At 58.5% G+C, this 16,180-nt stretch carries 14 protein-coding genes and 2 pseudogenes; 9 read left to right on the top strand and 7 right to left on the bottom strand.

Annotation, left to right across the window (positions count from 1 at the left end; genetic code table 11):
* The first annotated feature begins 487 nt into the window (after positions 1–487).
* Complete coding sequence (locus HZZ16_RS23200; RefSeq protein WP_197952065.1) at positions 488–2,608, top strand: prolyl oligopeptidase family serine peptidase; 2,121 nt, start codon at positions 488–490, stop codon at positions 2,606–2,608.
* Positions 2,609–2,673: 65 nt separating this feature from the next.
* Here the strand turns inward: HZZ16_RS23200 and HZZ16_RS23205 are convergent, their stop codons facing one another.
* Positions 2,674–2,919 carry a winged helix-turn-helix transcriptional regulator gene (locus HZZ16_RS23205; RefSeq protein ID WP_197952067.1) on the bottom strand — a complete coding sequence of 82 codons (246 nt, stop codon included), beginning with the start codon at positions 2,917–2,919 and terminating at the stop codon, positions 2,674–2,676.
* A 1-nt stretch (position 2,920) separates the two neighbouring features.
* Complete coding sequence (locus HZZ16_RS38325) at positions 2,921–3,142, bottom strand: transposase (protein ID WP_197952069.1); 222 nt, start codon at positions 3,140–3,142, stop codon at positions 2,921–2,923.
* Positions 3,143–3,936: 794 nt separating this feature from the next.
* Here HZZ16_RS38325 and HZZ16_RS23215 point away from each other — a divergent pair.
* On the top strand, positions 3,937–6,315 hold the full coding sequence (locus HZZ16_RS23215) for an NEL-type E3 ubiquitin ligase domain-containing protein (protein WP_210342587.1): 2,379 nt from the start codon (positions 3,937–3,939) through the stop codon (positions 6,313–6,315).
* 51 nt (positions 6,316–6,366) lie between these two features.
* Here the strand turns inward: HZZ16_RS23215 and HZZ16_RS38330 are convergent.
* The 3 genes and pseudogenes from HZZ16_RS38330 to HZZ16_RS38185 all read right to left on the bottom strand — a co-directional run.
* Positions 6,367–6,704: pseudogene (locus HZZ16_RS38330) on the bottom strand (transposase); the annotation flags it as partial.
* A gap of 203 nt (positions 6,705–6,907) precedes the next feature.
* Positions 6,908–7,138 (bottom strand): hypothetical protein, encoded by a 231-nt coding sequence (locus tag HZZ16_RS23225; protein ID WP_197952071.1) that lies wholly within the window; start codon positions 7,136–7,138, stop codon positions 6,908–6,910.
* Positions 7,139–7,831: 693 nt separating this feature from the next.
* A complete protein-coding gene (locus HZZ16_RS38185) occupies positions 7,832–8,539 on the bottom strand; it encodes a Crp/Fnr family transcriptional regulator (RefSeq protein ID WP_311974226.1) in 708 nt (235 codons plus the stop codon).
* Positions 8,540–8,845: 306 nt separating this feature from the next.
* On the opposite strand from HZZ16_RS38185, the pseudogene HZZ16_RS23235 reads away from it, so the two are divergent.
* Both HZZ16_RS23235 and HZZ16_RS23240 read left to right on the top strand, forming a co-directional pair.
* A pseudogene (locus tag HZZ16_RS23235) lies at positions 8,846–9,246 on the top strand (ATP-binding protein); the annotation flags it as partial.
* A 389-nt stretch (positions 9,247–9,635) separates the two neighbouring features.
* Positions 9,636–9,941, top strand: a complete 306-nt coding sequence (locus HZZ16_RS23240) for a zincin-like metallopeptidase domain-containing protein (RefSeq protein ID WP_210342593.1) — start codon at positions 9,636–9,638, stop codon at positions 9,939–9,941.
* 2 nt (positions 9,942–9,943) lie between these two features.
* Here HZZ16_RS23240 and HZZ16_RS23245 read toward each other — a convergent pair whose 3' ends face one another.
* The gene (locus HZZ16_RS23245; RefSeq protein ID WP_197952073.1) at positions 9,944–10,873 is read right to left on the bottom strand and encodes a DUF6602 domain-containing protein; all 930 of its coding nucleotides are present in this window, start codon (positions 10,871–10,873) and stop codon (positions 9,944–9,946) included.
* Between the two features lie 109 nt (positions 10,874–10,982).
* On the opposite strand from HZZ16_RS23245, the gene HZZ16_RS23250 reads away from it, so the two are divergent.
* From HZZ16_RS23250 to HZZ16_RS23265, 4 genes are all read left to right on the top strand, one after another.
* Positions 10,983–11,375, top strand: coding sequence for a hypothetical protein (locus HZZ16_RS23250; RefSeq protein WP_197952075.1), 393 nt, complete (start codon positions 10,983–10,985; stop codon positions 11,373–11,375).
* Positions 11,376–11,877: 502 nt separating this feature from the next.
* A complete protein-coding gene (locus HZZ16_RS23255; RefSeq protein WP_197952077.1) occupies positions 11,878–13,002 on the top strand; it encodes a DUF3800 domain-containing protein in 1,125 nt (374 codons plus the stop codon).
* On the top strand, positions 12,992–13,252 hold the full coding sequence (locus HZZ16_RS38335; protein WP_197952079.1) for a competence protein CoiA family protein: 261 nt from the start codon (positions 12,992–12,994) through the stop codon (positions 13,250–13,252). Before HZZ16_RS23255 ends, HZZ16_RS38335 begins: the two co-directional genes overlap by 11 nt.
* Complete coding sequence (locus HZZ16_RS23265; RefSeq protein ID WP_197952218.1) at positions 13,168–13,464, top strand: competence protein CoiA family protein; 297 nt, start codon at positions 13,168–13,170, stop codon at positions 13,462–13,464. Before HZZ16_RS38335 ends, HZZ16_RS23265 begins: the two co-directional genes overlap by 85 nt.
* 470 nt (positions 13,465–13,934) lie before the next feature.
* Here HZZ16_RS23265 and HZZ16_RS23270 read toward each other — a convergent pair whose 3' ends face one another.
* Complete coding sequence (locus HZZ16_RS23270; protein WP_197952081.1) at positions 13,935–14,429, bottom strand: hypothetical protein; 495 nt, start codon at positions 14,427–14,429, stop codon at positions 13,935–13,937.
* Between the two features lie 201 nt (positions 14,430–14,630).
* Between HZZ16_RS23270 and istA the strand changes: the two genes are divergently transcribed.
* Positions 14,631–16,172, top strand: coding sequence for an IS21 family transposase (gene istA / locus HZZ16_RS23275; RefSeq protein ID WP_197952083.1), 1,542 nt, complete (start codon positions 14,631–14,633; stop codon positions 16,170–16,172).
* Positions 16,173–16,180 lie beyond the last annotated feature (8 nt).

The raw sequence follows: 16,180 nt of genomic DNA on the forward strand, positions 1-16,180 counted from the left end.
TAGCGAGGAAAAAGCTCGTCCAAGCGGGAACGCTTGCAGTCAATGAGTCGGAGGTCGCCATGCATACCACACTCGCCGATTTCGACCTGGCTGCTGATCAATGCGCTGCTCCTCGTGGGGATGACGCCCGTCGACGAACCTGCCCGGTGACGCCAGCGAGAAAGGACAAGCTCATATGCGGAGGAAAGCAGCATCGCTGCGTCCCGGGTTTTTGCCACTGAAGATCAAAATCGCTGGCGCTCTCTGGGAGGCGGTTCGTCGACACGCTGTGATGTCCGCTTGGCAACCAATGTCGGCAACCGAACAGGGTCATGCAGCTCCGAACGGCCGAAACTTGGGGCTCTTTAGCCGGCACGCAGCTTGCAGTGAACGGCCCGCGACATAACGCAAGCCGCGCTATGTCACGCGCTTGCGTGCTTTCTGCCGCTTCTGCTTGACGCTCCGCGGCCCGCGAGCGTGGCCGCTCGACCTCAGCCGGAGCAAATCCGTGAAGACATCACTCCTCGTGGCCACGCTGATTTCGATTGCCTGCTTCATCTCCACGACGCTTTCACAGGAGCGAACCGATGCGGCACTGACTGGTGATCCATTCCGTTGGCTCGAGGAGATCGAAGGGCCAGCCGCATTGGCTTGGGTTCGCGCCGAGAACGAGAAGACGCTCGGGGTGCTTCAATCAGACCCTCGCTATCGGCACTTCTACGAAAAGGCGCACTCCATTCTGCAGAAGGATCGGGCCGCGTATGTTGCATTGGGGCGGCGCGGTTTGGAGCATTTCTGGCAGGACGAGAACCACGTGCGCGGCGTCTGGCGGCGCGCCACGCGCGAGAGCGATCGTAGCCAAGCCCCAAAGTGGGAAGCCATCCTCGACGTAGACGCCTTGGCCGATGCCGAGAACAGAAACTGGGTCTTTCGAGGTGCCAGTTGTCTTCCGCCTGAAGAGCGCTTCTGCCTAATTAGTCTTTCCGACGGCGGCAAGGACGCCGTGTCGATACGAGAGTTCGATCGCATCGCGAAGACCTTCGTTGCGGGCGGCTTTTATCTCCCAGAGGGCAAGCAGGACGTCAGCTGGGTCGATGGTGACACACTCCTTGTTGCACGAGGCTGGGGCGAGGGGACTTTGACGCAAGCCGGCTACCCCTTTGTGGTGAAGGAGCTCAAACGCGCTCAGTCGCTCAGTGAGGCTCGCGAGATCTTTCGTGGCGAGCCCACCGACAGTGACACGCAGCCCCTCGTGCTTCGTGACAGCGAGGGTCATATTCATGCGACCGGCGCGGTCCGTGCAATCAACACTTTCGGGTCCGAATATGTGGTCTTCCGCCCCGATGGGCCCGTCAAGCTCAATCTGCCGAAGAAGGCCGAAATCGTCACGCTCGCGTGCGGCCGTCTGCTTGTGAAACTTGACGAGGACTGGGCGCCATCCGAGGACAACCGCTTCACGGCGGGCTCGGTGATCTCGTATGACCTCGACGAATGGAAGCAGGATCCGCTGCGCACCAAAGCTTCGCTTGTCTTTCAACCTGGGCCCCGCCAGGCCCTGAGCGAGTTAACCGCCACAAAGAATTTTTTGATCCTGACGATCCTTGAGAACGTTCAGAGCAAAGCGTTCGTTTATAAGCACGCTCAGGGAGCTTGGTCCGCGACGCCGATACCGCTGCCGGAACATACAGGTGTCAGCCTGTCAGTTACCTACGATGAAGCGGACCGGGTCATGATTACCGTCTCCAGCTATCTCGGACCAACGTCAGTCTGGTATTTTGATGCCGAAAGCAAAAGGCTTGAGGAATTGAAGAAGACACCGACTGCCTTCGATGCGCCCAACCATGTCGTAGAGCAGCTCGAAGCCACTTCGCGTGATGGCACGTCAATTCCCTATTTTCTGGTGCGGCCCAAGAACGCCAGGTTTGACGGCGCAATTCCGACACTTCTCTATGGTTATGGCGGCTTTCAGATCCCGCTTCTGCCCTCTGACCTGGGGCCGAGGGGACGGCTCTGGCTCGAACAGGGCAATGCCTATGTCATTGCGAACCTGCGCGGGGGCGGCGAGTTCGGCCCACAATGGCATCAAGCCGCCCAGGGGGCAACGAAGCAGACGACATGGGATGATTTCATTGCCGTTGCCGAGGACCTGATCCGCCGCAAGATCACGAGTCCACGCCGGCTTGGAGTCATTGGCGGCAGCCAGGGTGGCCTGCTCGTTGGCGCGGCAATCACCCAACGTCCCGAGCTCTTCAACGCGGCGATCATCGACGTGCCGCTGCTTGACATGCTTCGATATACCAAGCTGGGCGCGGGCGCCTACTGGATTGGCGAATACGGTGACCCCGCCATTGCCGAACAGCGTGCGTGGATCGAACGCTACTCTCCCTATGAAAAGCTGGTGGTTGGCAAGTCCTATCCCGTTCCCTTAATTCTTACCTCCACCAAGGACGACCGCGTGCATCCAGCGCACGGACGCAAAGCTGCCGCGAAGCTCGCCGCGCTGGGTCAGCCTTACTTCTATTACGAGAACATCGACGGGGGACACAGCGGCGCGGCCAATCTCATTGAAGATGCGCGTCAACTGGCCCTTGAATACACCTATGCGTCGAGGCGGCTTTGTTCTGAGTAAATTAGGTGGAAGGGCTGATCGAAGCCGATAAAAAAACATTGGTTATCTCAACGTCTTCACGATTCTCAGCTGAATTCGTCGAACCCAAGGCGAGAGGCTGAAGAGCCGCCGGCGGCGCGACGAAGTTCGTCAGAAGCGCAAGGTACCGGTTTGAACAGGCTCACCGTTGCCGAGCGGGGTCTCCGGCTTCCCAAATACAACATGGCGAGCGGATAACTTGCCAAATGCGCCGACATGTCGGCCTGGATGATGCCCTCCGAGCGGAGCCTCTTCAACCGTCGTTGGCACGCGGTAGGAGAAAGCCCGGCCATGTCACCAATCACATCTGCCGGCAGGAACGACCACCTCGCCAATGGCGATCTCGATCACAGCCTCTGACATGCACGCCACCGCGGCTTCGCGACTCGAAGGCCGCGACAAGCAAGTTCGCTCGGCCCGAGCGTCGCGACGCCAGGCGAAGAGCTGCGAGGGGTGAAGCCCAATGCGAAGGGCGATCCCCGATACACTCGCGCCAGGCTCCTGCGCCTCTGCCACAACTTGCGCTTTGAACTTGTCCGACCAGCGTCGGCGAAGCTGTCGCGGCGCCCCTCGAGACGCTCGACGACAGCTTCAATCCTATGGAAGGCTCTAGTTTCAGAACTAGCCGCAGACATAGAAGCTCACAGACTCCGCAGCCGATAGCCGATCGCTCTCCAGTCCCCAGATGGGGTCTCTTTGCCGCTTACCATCCAGCGCTCGGGCAAAGGTCATCGGCCAAGCAGGAGCGGGGCCGCTCGATGAGGCTGAGTTTTTGCGCCTACAGCAGATCGTCATCGGTGATGAACGCTTCGTCAAGCTCGGCTTCCGTCACGAAGGCGGGCTTCCTCGGCGAGCATGACGGCGAGACATAAAGACCCGTTCCGGATCCACGTTAGCGCACGTCACGAAAATCGCCTGGCTCGTGCGCGGCTTGATCACGTTCGATCAGGCGGCGGAAAATGAGCTTGATCCTGCGCCGCCGTGCTGGCTTTTGGGTTCATCTACGTTCACCCATAGCACATCATGTTTTGACGCGGTTCCTCGCCGCAGTGAGATCGTCCCCTATATCGCCCATCCGCTGCCGGTTCCTGAGTCCACAAGATCGCCGAGATCGTTGTGGGCCGGCGGTGTCCGGGCTCGGCATGTCGAGCTGCGGTACGGGCATTCAAGCGCTAAGCCTCCCACGGAGACCTTACAGGGCAGTTACAATCATTCTGATTCCTCGTCAGCTTCTCGAAAGCTAAGCCTCGTAGCGAGAGCGTGTTTATCCAGGTTCGACGTTAGCTGCTCAGATTTGTCAGGAGAATCGGATGGATCCGTTCAAGCACCTCCACCCATTCGAGGCCCCAGATGTCGAGCGGGCGAACGACGACGAGCTGGAACAGCAGCAGGAGTGCCAAGCGGGGTTTCAGCAGCACCTGAACGAGTTGCATCCGCACGAGCGCCCGCCCACCAATTCAAATAGCCTTGGCGGCCGCGACGCTGTGTCGAACAGAGATGCGGATTTTTGGAGAATGCCGCACGGGGATCGCGTCGGACAAGGCACCTCGCGCTTGCGCTCGGATTCGCCCGTCTTCTCTGGACAAGAGGTCAATCAAGATCTGCTTTTTCCGGCCGCGGATCGGGGTAGCCAGTTGCCACCCGACAGTTTCAGTCTGACGGATAGTTGGCACGGCGTGAATGCAGCTGCCGATTGGCCGACGCAAAGTTTCGATCAGGAGGAGCATTGGTGGGCGGAGCCCGGTGATCTGGTGCCTGAGTGGCCAACGACCCCGGCAATTCCTTGGCACGACAATCTCGGAGCATCAATCCTCGGCGGACAGCCCCGACCGGGCGACGGCAGTACGACGGACCTTGAAGATCCTGTCCTCAGGCAATCGCGGCTCGACCCCATCTTGGACAGCTGGGCCGGCGAGGAGGGGCAGACGGAAGACGAAAAACGCCAAGAGGCCGTAGGACGAATTAAAGCCTGGACAGACGCCGGCGACGTCTATGCACGGCTGGAGCTGCATGATCTGGGCCTGACGACACTGCCCGCCGCCCTTCCGCCCGGGCTCCAGTCGCTCAACGTCAGCGGCAACAAGCTGGTGCGCCTGCCTGACACCCTGCCGTCCGGACTCCGGACGCTTGACGCCAGCAACAACCGGTTAACCGACCTGCCCGACATCCTCCCGCCCGGGCTGCAGTCTCTCGTCATCGCCAGCAACCAGCTGACCGGGCTGCCCGAAACGCTTCCGGAGAGCCTTTCGAGACTCGCCGTCTGCAACAATCGGCTGACCAGCCTGCCAGACAACCTGCCGGCCGGGCTCCAGGACCTCGATGTCCGCGGCAACCTGTTGACCCGCCTGCCCGACACCCTACCGACCGGACTTCAGTCGCTTGCCCTCGGTAGCAACCGGTTGACCAGTCTACCCGACACTCTCCCGCCCGAGCTCAAAGAGCTCGAAGCCGACGGCAACCGGCTGACCAGCCTGCCCGACACTCTCCCGCCCGAGCTCCTGTTGCTCTTCGCCCGCGATAATCGCCTGAACAGCCTGCCCGAGACCCTCCCGACTGAGCTCCAGAGACTCCACATCAGCGGCAACAGCCTCTCGAGCTTGCCCGAGAACCTCCCGACCGAGCTCCAGATGCTCGAGGCACGCAACAATCGGCTGACCAGCCTGCCGGAGACCCTGCTAACCCGGCTTGGTTCTGGGTGCATGGTTTATTTGGAGGATAATGCGCTGCCCGAGCAGGTGCGGACGAATTTGGCGGCAGCCCTGAATGCGCCGAGCTATGTCGGCCCGCGGGTCTTCTTTTCAACGGATGCAGGAACGCTAGTGAACCAGGAACGGCCGCTCGCCGATGCAGTCGCCGACTGGTTGAAGGGCGAGCCGGAGGTGATCGCCGCCTGGCAGAACTTCGCCCGCGAGGAGGGTGCCCCGGAATACGCGCTCTTCCTCGACAAGCTGCAGAAGACTGTGAATTATGACAATCCCGAATTCCGAGAAGCGGTGGCCGAGGATCTACGGCAGGCGGCGATCAGGCCGGAATTGCGGCGGCAGTTTTTTGAGCTGGCCTACGAGGCGAGCGAGACCTGCCAGGATCGCGTCACCCTGACCTGGAACGGCATGCAGACCGCACGTCTGAACGCTGATGTCGAGGACGGAGCCTATGACGATCGGCTCGGCGAACTCATCCAGCAGGCGCGGGTCCTGTTCCGCCTGAACGCGCTCGAGCCGATCGCCCGTCAGAAGGTCGACTCGCTCGGGTTCGTCGACGAGATCGAGGTCTATCTCGCCTTTCAAGTCAAGCTACGTGAGCGGCTGGACCTGCAGCTCATCGCTCCGGACATGCGATTCTTTGATGTCGCCCACGTCACTGAAGACGACCTCACGGCAGCCGAGATCCAGGTGCGCAATGAGGAGGCGGCGGGGTTCGCCGACTATCTGGCAGCTCGTTGGCAACCCTGGGAGATGGTGGTGAGCCGGATCGCCCCACAAGCTCATGCACAGATGGAGGGCCGGCTGAGGCAGGCGTTGGAGGAGGAGTTTCCGAGCCGCCTTGAGCAACGGCTCGCCGACTATCAGCTAACCGGAGATCGCGATGCCGAGGCGCAATTCGGCGCCCAGATCAGCGAGGAGATCGCCCGCGAGATCAAGGGCCCTCTGATGCGCCAAGTGCTTGGGGACCGCGGGCTTGAGCTGTGAAGCGGCCATCTAATTGCGAGGAGCGTCAATTTTACTTCCACCCGGCCCTCGCTACGTCCTGTTGTTTTCGGATGCCGCCACGCTGAATGGGACGTTTGTTGAAAATGCTCGGACGGTAAATCTTCGGGCATGGCGGCGCTCGATCTTCCCGAAAGATGAACGCGGGCGCGCAGCAGCGGCCCAGATGCAATTCATTGCTCCCAATCGCGCTCCAGAGGCCGTTCGTTCTGCGGACTGACGCAAGAGCGCCTTAAGCTTGGCCAAGGCGTTCTCGATCGGATTGAAGTCGGGGCTGTACGGAGGCAGGCTAGAGCAGGCCTACCCGCAGCCTCGATCATCTGGCGGACCCTTGGTCCCTTGTGGCTGGAGAGATTGTCTAGATAGACAAGCGATCAATTGCTAGCATTGGTAGGTGGCACGAAGAAAGAGCTGTGGTCAGTTAAGCTGGGTGCTCTGCTAAAGGCCGATTCCAGCATTGGTGTACCGCATGGACGGGAGCGGCTGGTCTGGCAAGCCTGCATTGGGCTAACGTTGTTTTCTGTCAGGCTCACTTCGTCAGGGAAATCTGTTTGCGAACTTGACATTGCGGCGCTCATGAGCTGATGCGAAACTCCAGCTCAATCTCGCGCGTGACCTCGATGATGCTCTCTGGATGGCCTCCATTCTCGAGCAGCGCATATTTCAGGGCATGCGCGCGGTCGACAAAAAGGCCGCCAAAGAAGCCCCCCTGTTCAAGTGCGACCCAGCAGCCGGCCCGATCCCTGCCAACAAGAACGATCCGTGTGGCAGAGCCGCGCGAAGTCGACTCGAGGAGCGGAGTCATCCTTGCCCCCTCGTGGTACGGCGGCTGAGGCTCATGTGACGAAATCCAGAGCGGAGGCATGCCAGCTCGCATCACGAACAGTCGCCGAATTGTCAGGCGACTGATAGAATAGAATGACAACAACCTCGTTGCCGCCAGAGTCCATACAAACTATGGCGTTAGGCGCAAGTCGCGCATCGAACTCGCAATGAATACGCCGAATTCGAGTGACCATCTCCTACCAATTCTGGCGCGATGCGCCAGTGGCGAGAATGTCTTGCCCAGACAGGCTAGATCAAGCGGCCCCGATCCTAAAACCCGTGGCTTTGTCGGGGATACTTACCCCTCCAATAAGCCTATGGGCCCGGGCAGCGTCGCTTTCAGTAGGTTCGAAGGAGTTTGGGCTAACCAATAAGGGTAATGGTGGTCATCTCGTCATCACCGCATCGGTCAGCTTAGTTCATCGAGCGGCCCGCAGGTTTTTTTGCGAGCGACCCCATGGGCATGCAACTCAAAGGGCGGACGTTGATTGCTCCTCCTCGGGGGCCGTGATCAAGATGCACATCCCCACATTTGCACCATGCTGCCGATAAGATCAGCTCGTGCTGAACCTCCATGACGCGATATATGACCCGCTCCGCACGACGAATGTGCTTCATCTACGCCCCAGGATAAATAGCACGAGCAGTGATGCAGAAGGCAGCTTGCACCTTGTTAACTCGCCTGTTCTTCCCAGAGGGTGGGTACTGATGAGGAGGCATAGGCAGCTGAGACGAGCTTATAGCAACAGCATGCCTTCTCTTTGAGCAACTTGGGTTCATCGATTTGCAAGACACCCCGCATCTTGCGAATTAGTCCTTGCTGCTCAAAGCGGATCAAGGTTTCCGTCACGCCCGCGCGGCGAAGTCCCAGTACCGAGGAAAGGTAATCGTGGGTGACTGGCAGCACGCGAGTGTTAGTAGCTTCACTGGCAAGGCAAAGCCAGCTCGCCAGGCGCTCTTCACGATGGTGCCGAATCCCGCACAATCCCGTCTGGACGCACTGAAATGTTAGCGCTTGGACGTACTGGAACAGATGGTCTTTGATCTCGGGATGCGCTTTCATGATCCGAAGAAGATCCTCAACCCGAATTCTGTGAGCGCTTCCGGGAAAGACGACGACTGATTGATGCGTTGAAAGATGTCCTCCCCACAAAAAAGAAGTGCCAACAACGCCACGATAGCCTATGACTGCCGTTTCGAGCATGCTGCGGGCGGCAATAACTCTCAATGAGACGAGGCCGCTCTCCATAAAGTAGACGTGCTCGACCGGCCTTTTTGGCTCTTGCAGAACCACGCGTCCTTTCAAGACGATCGGCTCAAGGCACTCCCCTATTGCCGAAAGCTGTTGGATAGAAAGACGCGCAAGGATTACGTTCCTCACAACAGACCCTTCGCAGGATCCGCCGGAAGAGAACGCTGGTGCTCAGGCCGCCTGCCGAACAGTTGCTCGAGAGCTCTATGGTTAGAGCAGTCAAGCATTTGGAGTACGGGGGGCACGCGATCGGTCACAATCCCTCTCCTCGCAGGGGGCTTTTTGCTAGCCTGAGCGCCGACCGTAGCGAGATGTTGTTCCGACTATAGCAAGAACCTTCATCTTGATTGTTGCAGCGAGTAACTCATTGCCGCCAAATTCCTGCGTTGCGGCCCTAATCTCCGACGTTTTTCAGCTAAGAGAATGAAGTCCTGCGGCCCGGCCGGCGTCGGCAAGAGCTGGCTCGCCTCGGCGCTCGGCCACAAGGCCTGTCGCGACAACCGCTCCGTGTTCTACCAGCGCGTCCCGCGCCTGTTCGACGAACTGGCGCTCGCTCGCGGCGACGGCCGCCATCCGCCTGTTGCGCGCCCTTGGCCGCGTCGATCTGCTGATCCTCGATGACTGGGGCCTCCGCCCGCTCGATGCCGGCGCCCGCCATGATCTCCTGGAGATCCTGGAGATCCTGGAGGATCGCTACGGCCGACGTTCCACCCTCGTCACAAGCCAACTTCCCGTTGACACATGGCACGTGCTGATTGGGGATCCGACTTACGCCCGACGCCGTGCTCGATCGCCTCGTCCACAACGCCCATTGTCTTGACCTCGCCGGGAGAGCCTGCGCCGAACACTGTCATCCCCCCGAAAGACCTGAGCCCGTGGCGCTGTGGACATGCCGCTACGCTTGGACAACGCAATCGCGTTGCCCACATGCCCACAGCAACCGCAGAAGAAAAACAGGTTCAAGTCGCGATTGCAGATTGATGTGCGGCATTGGGCTCAAAGGGCAGATAGCCGAGTTCGTCGCAATGGGCCGAGGAAGGAGCCACGGTCCGCAAGGGCCAGAAGGCTAGTACGTGGTTTTCTACAAGCAGGTTGAGGTAGCGTCAAGTGACGACGCCGAAAACGAGTCCACGACGCGGGCATTCGCTCGGGGGCGACGCCTGTCTTCAATGCGGACCAGGTCGATTGCTTCCAAGGGGGCGCTACCACCGCTCCGGTTGAAAAGCTGACCGACGTTGAAGGCTTCACTGCTCGCACTGGAGCCAAGGTTATCCACGGTGGGCATCAGGCCTGTTTCATCCTGAAGCTGGACGAAATCCATATGCCGCCGCGTGAAATCTTCACCGGATCGGCAACAACGGGTGCGGCCGAGGCATACTACTCGACCCTGCTTCACGAGTTGACGCATTGGAGGGCGTTGCCTCACCGCTGCGACCGGGACCTATCCGGACGCTTCGGCAGCGAAGCTTGCGCCACTGAAGAGCTTGTCGCCGAACTTGGAGCGGCGTTCCTATGGCTTGTAACGCCTTGAGGCTATTGGTCTTCATAGCCCTCGGAGTTCAAATCGAAATGATGGCTCCAAATCGCCACTTTGGATCCGATAGCTGAAAACAGCCTTCCCTTGTCCGGCTTCTTGGTCTCCAGCTTATGATTGATCTGATTGGTATAGAAGGTCGAGAAGAACTGGAGCGGATAGGCGGGATGTGTCTCGGTCGTCTGGATAACATTGAAAAATGAACTCGCTTCGTCGTGGTGCGGCGCAGTTTCGAACATGTCGTAAGGCGACAGGTGGATTATCAATGAGCCCGGCACGCAAATGGCGACGGGCAACTCGTCGATGTGCGTAATACCGAGCTGGGTCTGGATCTCATTGTTATCGAAGGCATAGTAAAGAAGATTCCAGTCAAACGTCATGCTGTAGGCGAAGACACCATGGAACGTGCCTTGCGTTCTTCCCTTGATGGTGTGTGTAAGCGATGCAATGTTGGCAAGTGCCTCAATCATCGTGCCGGACCATCGGTATGATTCCTGATGACCGCCGCCGAGGGGGTATTTTTCGGACCGTGTCTTCGTTCCCGAACTTTCGCGATGAAAGGTCAGAGAGCTTTTTACCTCGATTGCCGCATAAAATGCTTCTGGGAAAATGATCGAATAGTCATCTGTATGGAGTAGTGGCGAGAATGTCTGAGAGTCAAATACGAGACAGTCGATTTGCTTGCTCTGGTCGTCACTGATTTTTCCGGAACCCTGATTCCAAGTACTCACAAAGCCTGTACCAACCGTGAGGCGGGACGGCGTAAAGTCTCTCAGATATTGCCTCAGGCGGCTTTCACGGAATTGTCCTAGCGAAGTCGGGTGCTTCGTAAATAGAGCGACCTTCTCGAAATCGAGGAGGAGTTTCGCTTGCTCGATCTCATAGAAGCGGATGACTTCTTCCGCCGGGCCTTGCGATGATTTCTTCAACTGCCGCGCTCTCCTCTTTAAGTCTCACGTTCATGGCGATCCGTGTGCCTACAGGTTCAATTAAACTGTAGTGCAAACTGAGGTTGTGGTCTACCTTGCGACGATGACGATGAAACCGGTCCCGTTCGAATTTGAGAAGACCTACCCGCCACGCGGGCCGATGCAGCAATGCAGGCTTGGGCAGAGTGCGGCATTCACTTGCTTCCGTTGCGGGCAGTCGAAGAAAGCAAAGCCCGTTACCATCTATGGTGATGACTGGTCGAGACGCCTTTGCAACGGCTGTTATGGCCGCCTGCTATCGATTCACGAGATCAAGGCAGGCACTTCTCCGGAGGAAGAGCGCGCTGATGCCCTTGCATCTGTGCTGTTGAGCCTGGTCAACAAGGACGAAATTGCGCAGACTGAACGGTTGCTCAGAGCGTCGGCGAAGCGCGCAAAGTTACTTTCCCCTGAATCGGTGCGGTTTATCTCGACCTCGGAGCATGTCTCCGCCCATTTATGAGGACAACCCCAACTGGAATGGTCTCCGGCCGTCATCGGCCTTTGCAAATCAGTCGAATTGGAAACCGTTCGCCTCCTTCTGCGGCCTCTGGCGAGCCGGCTTTCCGGGGCTGACCTCGCCGCCGACAAGGGTGACAAGGACTACGGACGCGTGGCCTCCTTCTGTGCCGACCCCACTAGGCGTCCTCCAGAGCTGGGTTCGGTCGCGCACTTCCTGCGAACGCTGGCGAACAGCGAGGACCGGCGACGGCGGAGCGTTCTCCTGCAAGGCTTTTTGAAGCAGGTCTCAAGCTGGTCTGGCTCACATTGGCTACTCGATGCGAACGGCCTCGCCGATTTCCTCAACGTCCTGACGGTTGATTACAGAAATCCTGCAGCCCACACCACCGAGCTGGGGCAGATTGAATACAACAGGTGCCGCGATCTTGTTATCGGCCCGAATGGGGGGGGCTTTGGAAACTCTTGGTATCCACGATCACGCACCGCAGCTGAGAACTGAATTGATGGATATCGACGAACTCAGGAATTCTGAAATCGAGCTACATGGGCTGACCAAGGCCGACGGCGTCTATACGTTCTATCACGATCAGACCAACAATATCCGCAAGCTGTATATTGACGATGGACGTTTGAACGTTGCCGAGCTGAAGGTATTCGTCCTCGGCGGCATCGTGCATGAAGGAGCGCCACGACCAATTGAGATTCAACCGCTTCGAGAAGCGATGCGTATCCAGAAAACGGCTCCCGAAATCAAACTGGAGCATGTCGCCAAGGGTGACTTTCTCGACGTTCTTCGCTCAAGAAAGCTGACCACGCTTCTTCGATGGCTTATCGATAAGGGGCTGATGATCCACTATCACGAGCTGGACCCATTCTACTGGTCAGTTGCAGATATCATCGATTCGATCGTCCCTGAACTTCGCAATCCGATGCTCTTGCAGCACCAGGCCCTCTTGAAAAGCGACCTCGTCGCAGTGCTGCGCTGCGAACTGGCCTCGACCATCCAGCTATTCCACGATTTCGGCTATCCTGGGCTGTCGCCCGAGGCGCGGAAGCCCTTTCTCGATAAACTGATCGAGATTCTTGAACACAACAGTGCTATACTCCCGGATTTCAATGCAATGGTGTTGAAAGGTGTGCTGCAGGCCGGACGAGCGCTGGAGAGTCTAGATTTCATTGAAGGCTACTCCCCGAACCTTCTCATCGATGAGTTCAGCACCTTTTACCAGGGGCGCATCGCGATCTTCAAGAATTCGACCCACATCTTCGACATGGAGAAGGTCATCCACGACCGCCTGCTGGAAACACCTCTGACCAGCCAAGGGAAACCGGTTACGAATTTTCGGTTTGCCGATTCTAAAGCCGAGCCAGGGCTTCAGATTTCAGACGTGATTGTTGGCGTCTTAGGAAAGATGCATACCTACTTCACGAATACGAGCCGTGAGGACGTGGCGGCGGATCGAGCGGCTCTCTCCGGGCCGAGTCTGGAGAACGCAAACCTCCTATCGGACCTCATCTCGGCTTCGCATGCAGCCAATATTGCATTCCTCCATCATGTTGCCAGTGGACATGACGTAGGTAAGCTAGATCTTTTTCTCCGCTTTCCAGATGGGGCTCATGGAAAATGAAATACGCTCTGGCTACGGTCAACGTTTTGAAGCTTACTCCGCAGGGAGGGGGACGTGTCCGGTTTGTACTGGCGAGGTTATTGCCAAATGCGGCTCATACAGAGTTTCCCACTGGGCGCATCGGGGAATTCGGGACTGTGATTCCTGGGCAGAAAGGGAAACCGAGTGGCATCGCGCGTGGAAGAACACTTCCCGGCCCATTTTCAAGAATATATTCAGCATGACCTCAAAGCCGGTGAGCGCGATATAGCGGACGTGCGCACCGACCATGGTCTCGTACTTGAATTCCAGCATTCGCATCTGGATGAGAAAGAACGAGCTGCGCGCGAACAGTACTACGGGAATATGATCTGGATCGTTGATGGCACTCGCCTACAGCGTGACTATCCGCGATTTCTAAAAGGGAAAGACGGATTTAGGTCTGGAGGCATCCCGGGCCATTTTCTGCTTCCATTCACCTGATGCGTGCTTTCCCAAGACGTGGCTCAATAGTTTGGCGCCAGTGATTTTTGATTTTCTAGGAGGTCACGAGAGCGCATCTGCTGATGTGCACAGAAATACTCTTTGGTGTCTGCTCCCTGGTCGGGCGGGAGCGTATGCGGTCGTCGTTGGCATGTCGCGCGAGCAATTTGTGAGCTTGGCGCTTACCCGTCCCGAGTTGATCGCAAGAGACACTGTGTCGAACTTTGCTCAGGTCCTTCGGGAGCGTGCGGAGCAAAGCGCTCGACTGAGTTATCGACCGCTTGCAGGCTTTACGGGCGTGCCTCGCCGACGACCCCCGCGCTTTTGAACGAGAAGAAAATCACAACACGCCCGAACCGCATCAGGGGTTAGACGAGCGGTGTAGCCGCCCTTGACGCGGACCGGCTCGTTGAAGGGGACTGAACACGAACGCCGGTACATCGACGTTGGTGAACCTAACGGTGAAGATCCTACGAGTCGTTTTTATCTTTCAATGCCTTAAGTCGAAAGTACCGGGGAAATTCGCTCATCCAGACAAGCCCGATAAGGTCACGAACATTGCGTGCTTCTGGAGCTAGCATAGCATCGTCCTGTTTCTCAAATGCTCTCTGCAAGGCTTCGACTGCTGAGAGTTGCTTAAATTCGCCGTCAGAACGTTTGCTGGCCGCGCATCCGGCCATCGCGGTCGTAAGATCTTCAGCTAGGTCAAGGTTACAATCTATAAGCGAAAGGGAGGCGAGGCGGGCGGCCGTAAGTTGTGGACCTGGATCGGGCGCATGGGCGAGAAACCGATAACGCTCCAGCGCACGTATTGTAGGTGCCAAACCGAGCAGCCGTTCACTGGCCGAGCCGGCCTTGCTTTGTAAGAGTTCGCAAAGCTTCTGGAAGCGCTCGTTGTTGGATACAAGCTTTTCCCGGAGATCGGCGCGTTCCGCGAGATCAATCCCCACGAACAGAGTGCCCACGCATAGTTGGAATATCTGGCGCCATAGAGTGCGCGTTTCGCGGGATCGTGAGCGCGGATTTCAGGGGATCGTGAGCAGAGATTTCAGACGATCGTGAGCAACGATTTCGCGGGATCGTGAGCAAGGTTTCGGAGCCTTGCAGCGTTTCGGCCGACAACTCAACCGGCTTAGGGATGACCTCGTGGTTAACGAGGAAGCCCAATGCCTACCCAGAGATTGTCGATGCGCCGGATCAAGGAAGTCCTTCGGTTAAAACATTTTCAAAGCCTGCCAGAGCGGGCCATTGCGCGGAGCGTGGGCGTCAGCAACGGCGTTGTGCACAGCTACCTGAGCCGCGCCCGCTCTGCTGGGTTGAGCTGGCCGCTTCCGGAGGGAATGACCGATGAAGACCTGGAGCTTTTGCTTTTCCCGGCCCCACGACCAGCGTCTCAGAGCCCGCAGCGGCCGGTGCCCGACTGGAGCTACATCGATAAGGAGCTCCGCCGACGCAACGTAACCCGTCGCCTGCTCTGGGAGGAGTATCGCGCCGTCAATCCCGACAGTTTCGGGTACACCTGGTTCTGCACCACCTACGAGGCCTGGAAGGGGCGGGTCCGACCTTCGATGCGGCAGATTCATCTGGGTGGCGAGAAGGTGTTCGTGGATTTTGCCGGCGACACCATCGACATCGTCGATCCCCTGACCGGGGAAGTGCAGCCGATGAAGCTGTTCGTCGCGGCGATGGGCGCTTCGAACTACACCTACGCCGAGGCCTGCCCCAGCGAGAGCTTGGCCGACTGGATCCGAGCCCACGTCAACTTGTTCACGTTTTTGAGCGGGACGCCGACGTTCGTGGTCTGCGACAACCTCAAAGCCGCCGTCAGCAACCCCGACCGCTTCGATCCCGGCCTCAACCGCACCTATACCGAGATGGCGAGCCATTACGGCACGGCCATTCTCGCCGCACGGCCGCGGCGCCCAAAGGACAAGGCGAAGGTCGAGGTCGCGGTGCAAATCGCCCAGCGCTGGATTCTGGCCCGGCTGCGCAATCAGCGCTTCTTTTTCCGGGCCGAGCTCAACGCCGCCATCAAGACACTCGTCGACGAACTCAATGCTCGTCAGATGCGTGGCTTTGGCTCAAGCCGCCCCGAACTGTTTGCCGAACTCGACAAACCCAAGCTCACCCCGCTGCCAGATCAGCCGTATGCCTTCGCACGCTGGAAGCGCTGCCGCGTCGCTCCCGATTATCATGTCGAGGTCGACGGCCATTGGTACTCCGCGCCGTATCGTCTGATCGGCGAGCTGGTCGATGCCCGTATCGACGATCGGACGGTCGAGATCTTCCACAAGGGCAAGCGGATCGCCAGCCATGCCCGCGCCCCGAACCGACGCGGACACACCACCATCGCCGACCACATGCCCAGTGCCCATCGCCGCTACGGCAAATGGACCCCCGCCGCGGTGATCGCCCCCGGCGAGCGGATCGGCCCTTCGACAGCAGCGTTTTTCCAGGCCGTGATCGACGCCCGGCCCCATCCAGAACAAGGCTTTCGAACCTGCCTCGGCATTTTGGCGCTCGTCAAAAGCTACGGCGCCGAACGCGTCGACGCAGCCTGCCGGCGGGGCATCCTCATCAAGGCGCGCTCCGTCGCCTCCATCCGATCGATCCTCCAGAACGGCCTCGATCGCACGTTCTTCGACGAATCTTTCGAGCACCAGCCCCTGCGCCACGGCAACATCCGCGGACGCGACTATTTCCACTGAAGCAAGGA

It is taken from the genome of Bradyrhizobium glycinis (genome assembly GCF_016031655.1).
Lineage (GTDB): Bacteria > Pseudomonadota > Alphaproteobacteria > Rhizobiales > Xanthobacteraceae > Bradyrhizobium > Bradyrhizobium glycinis.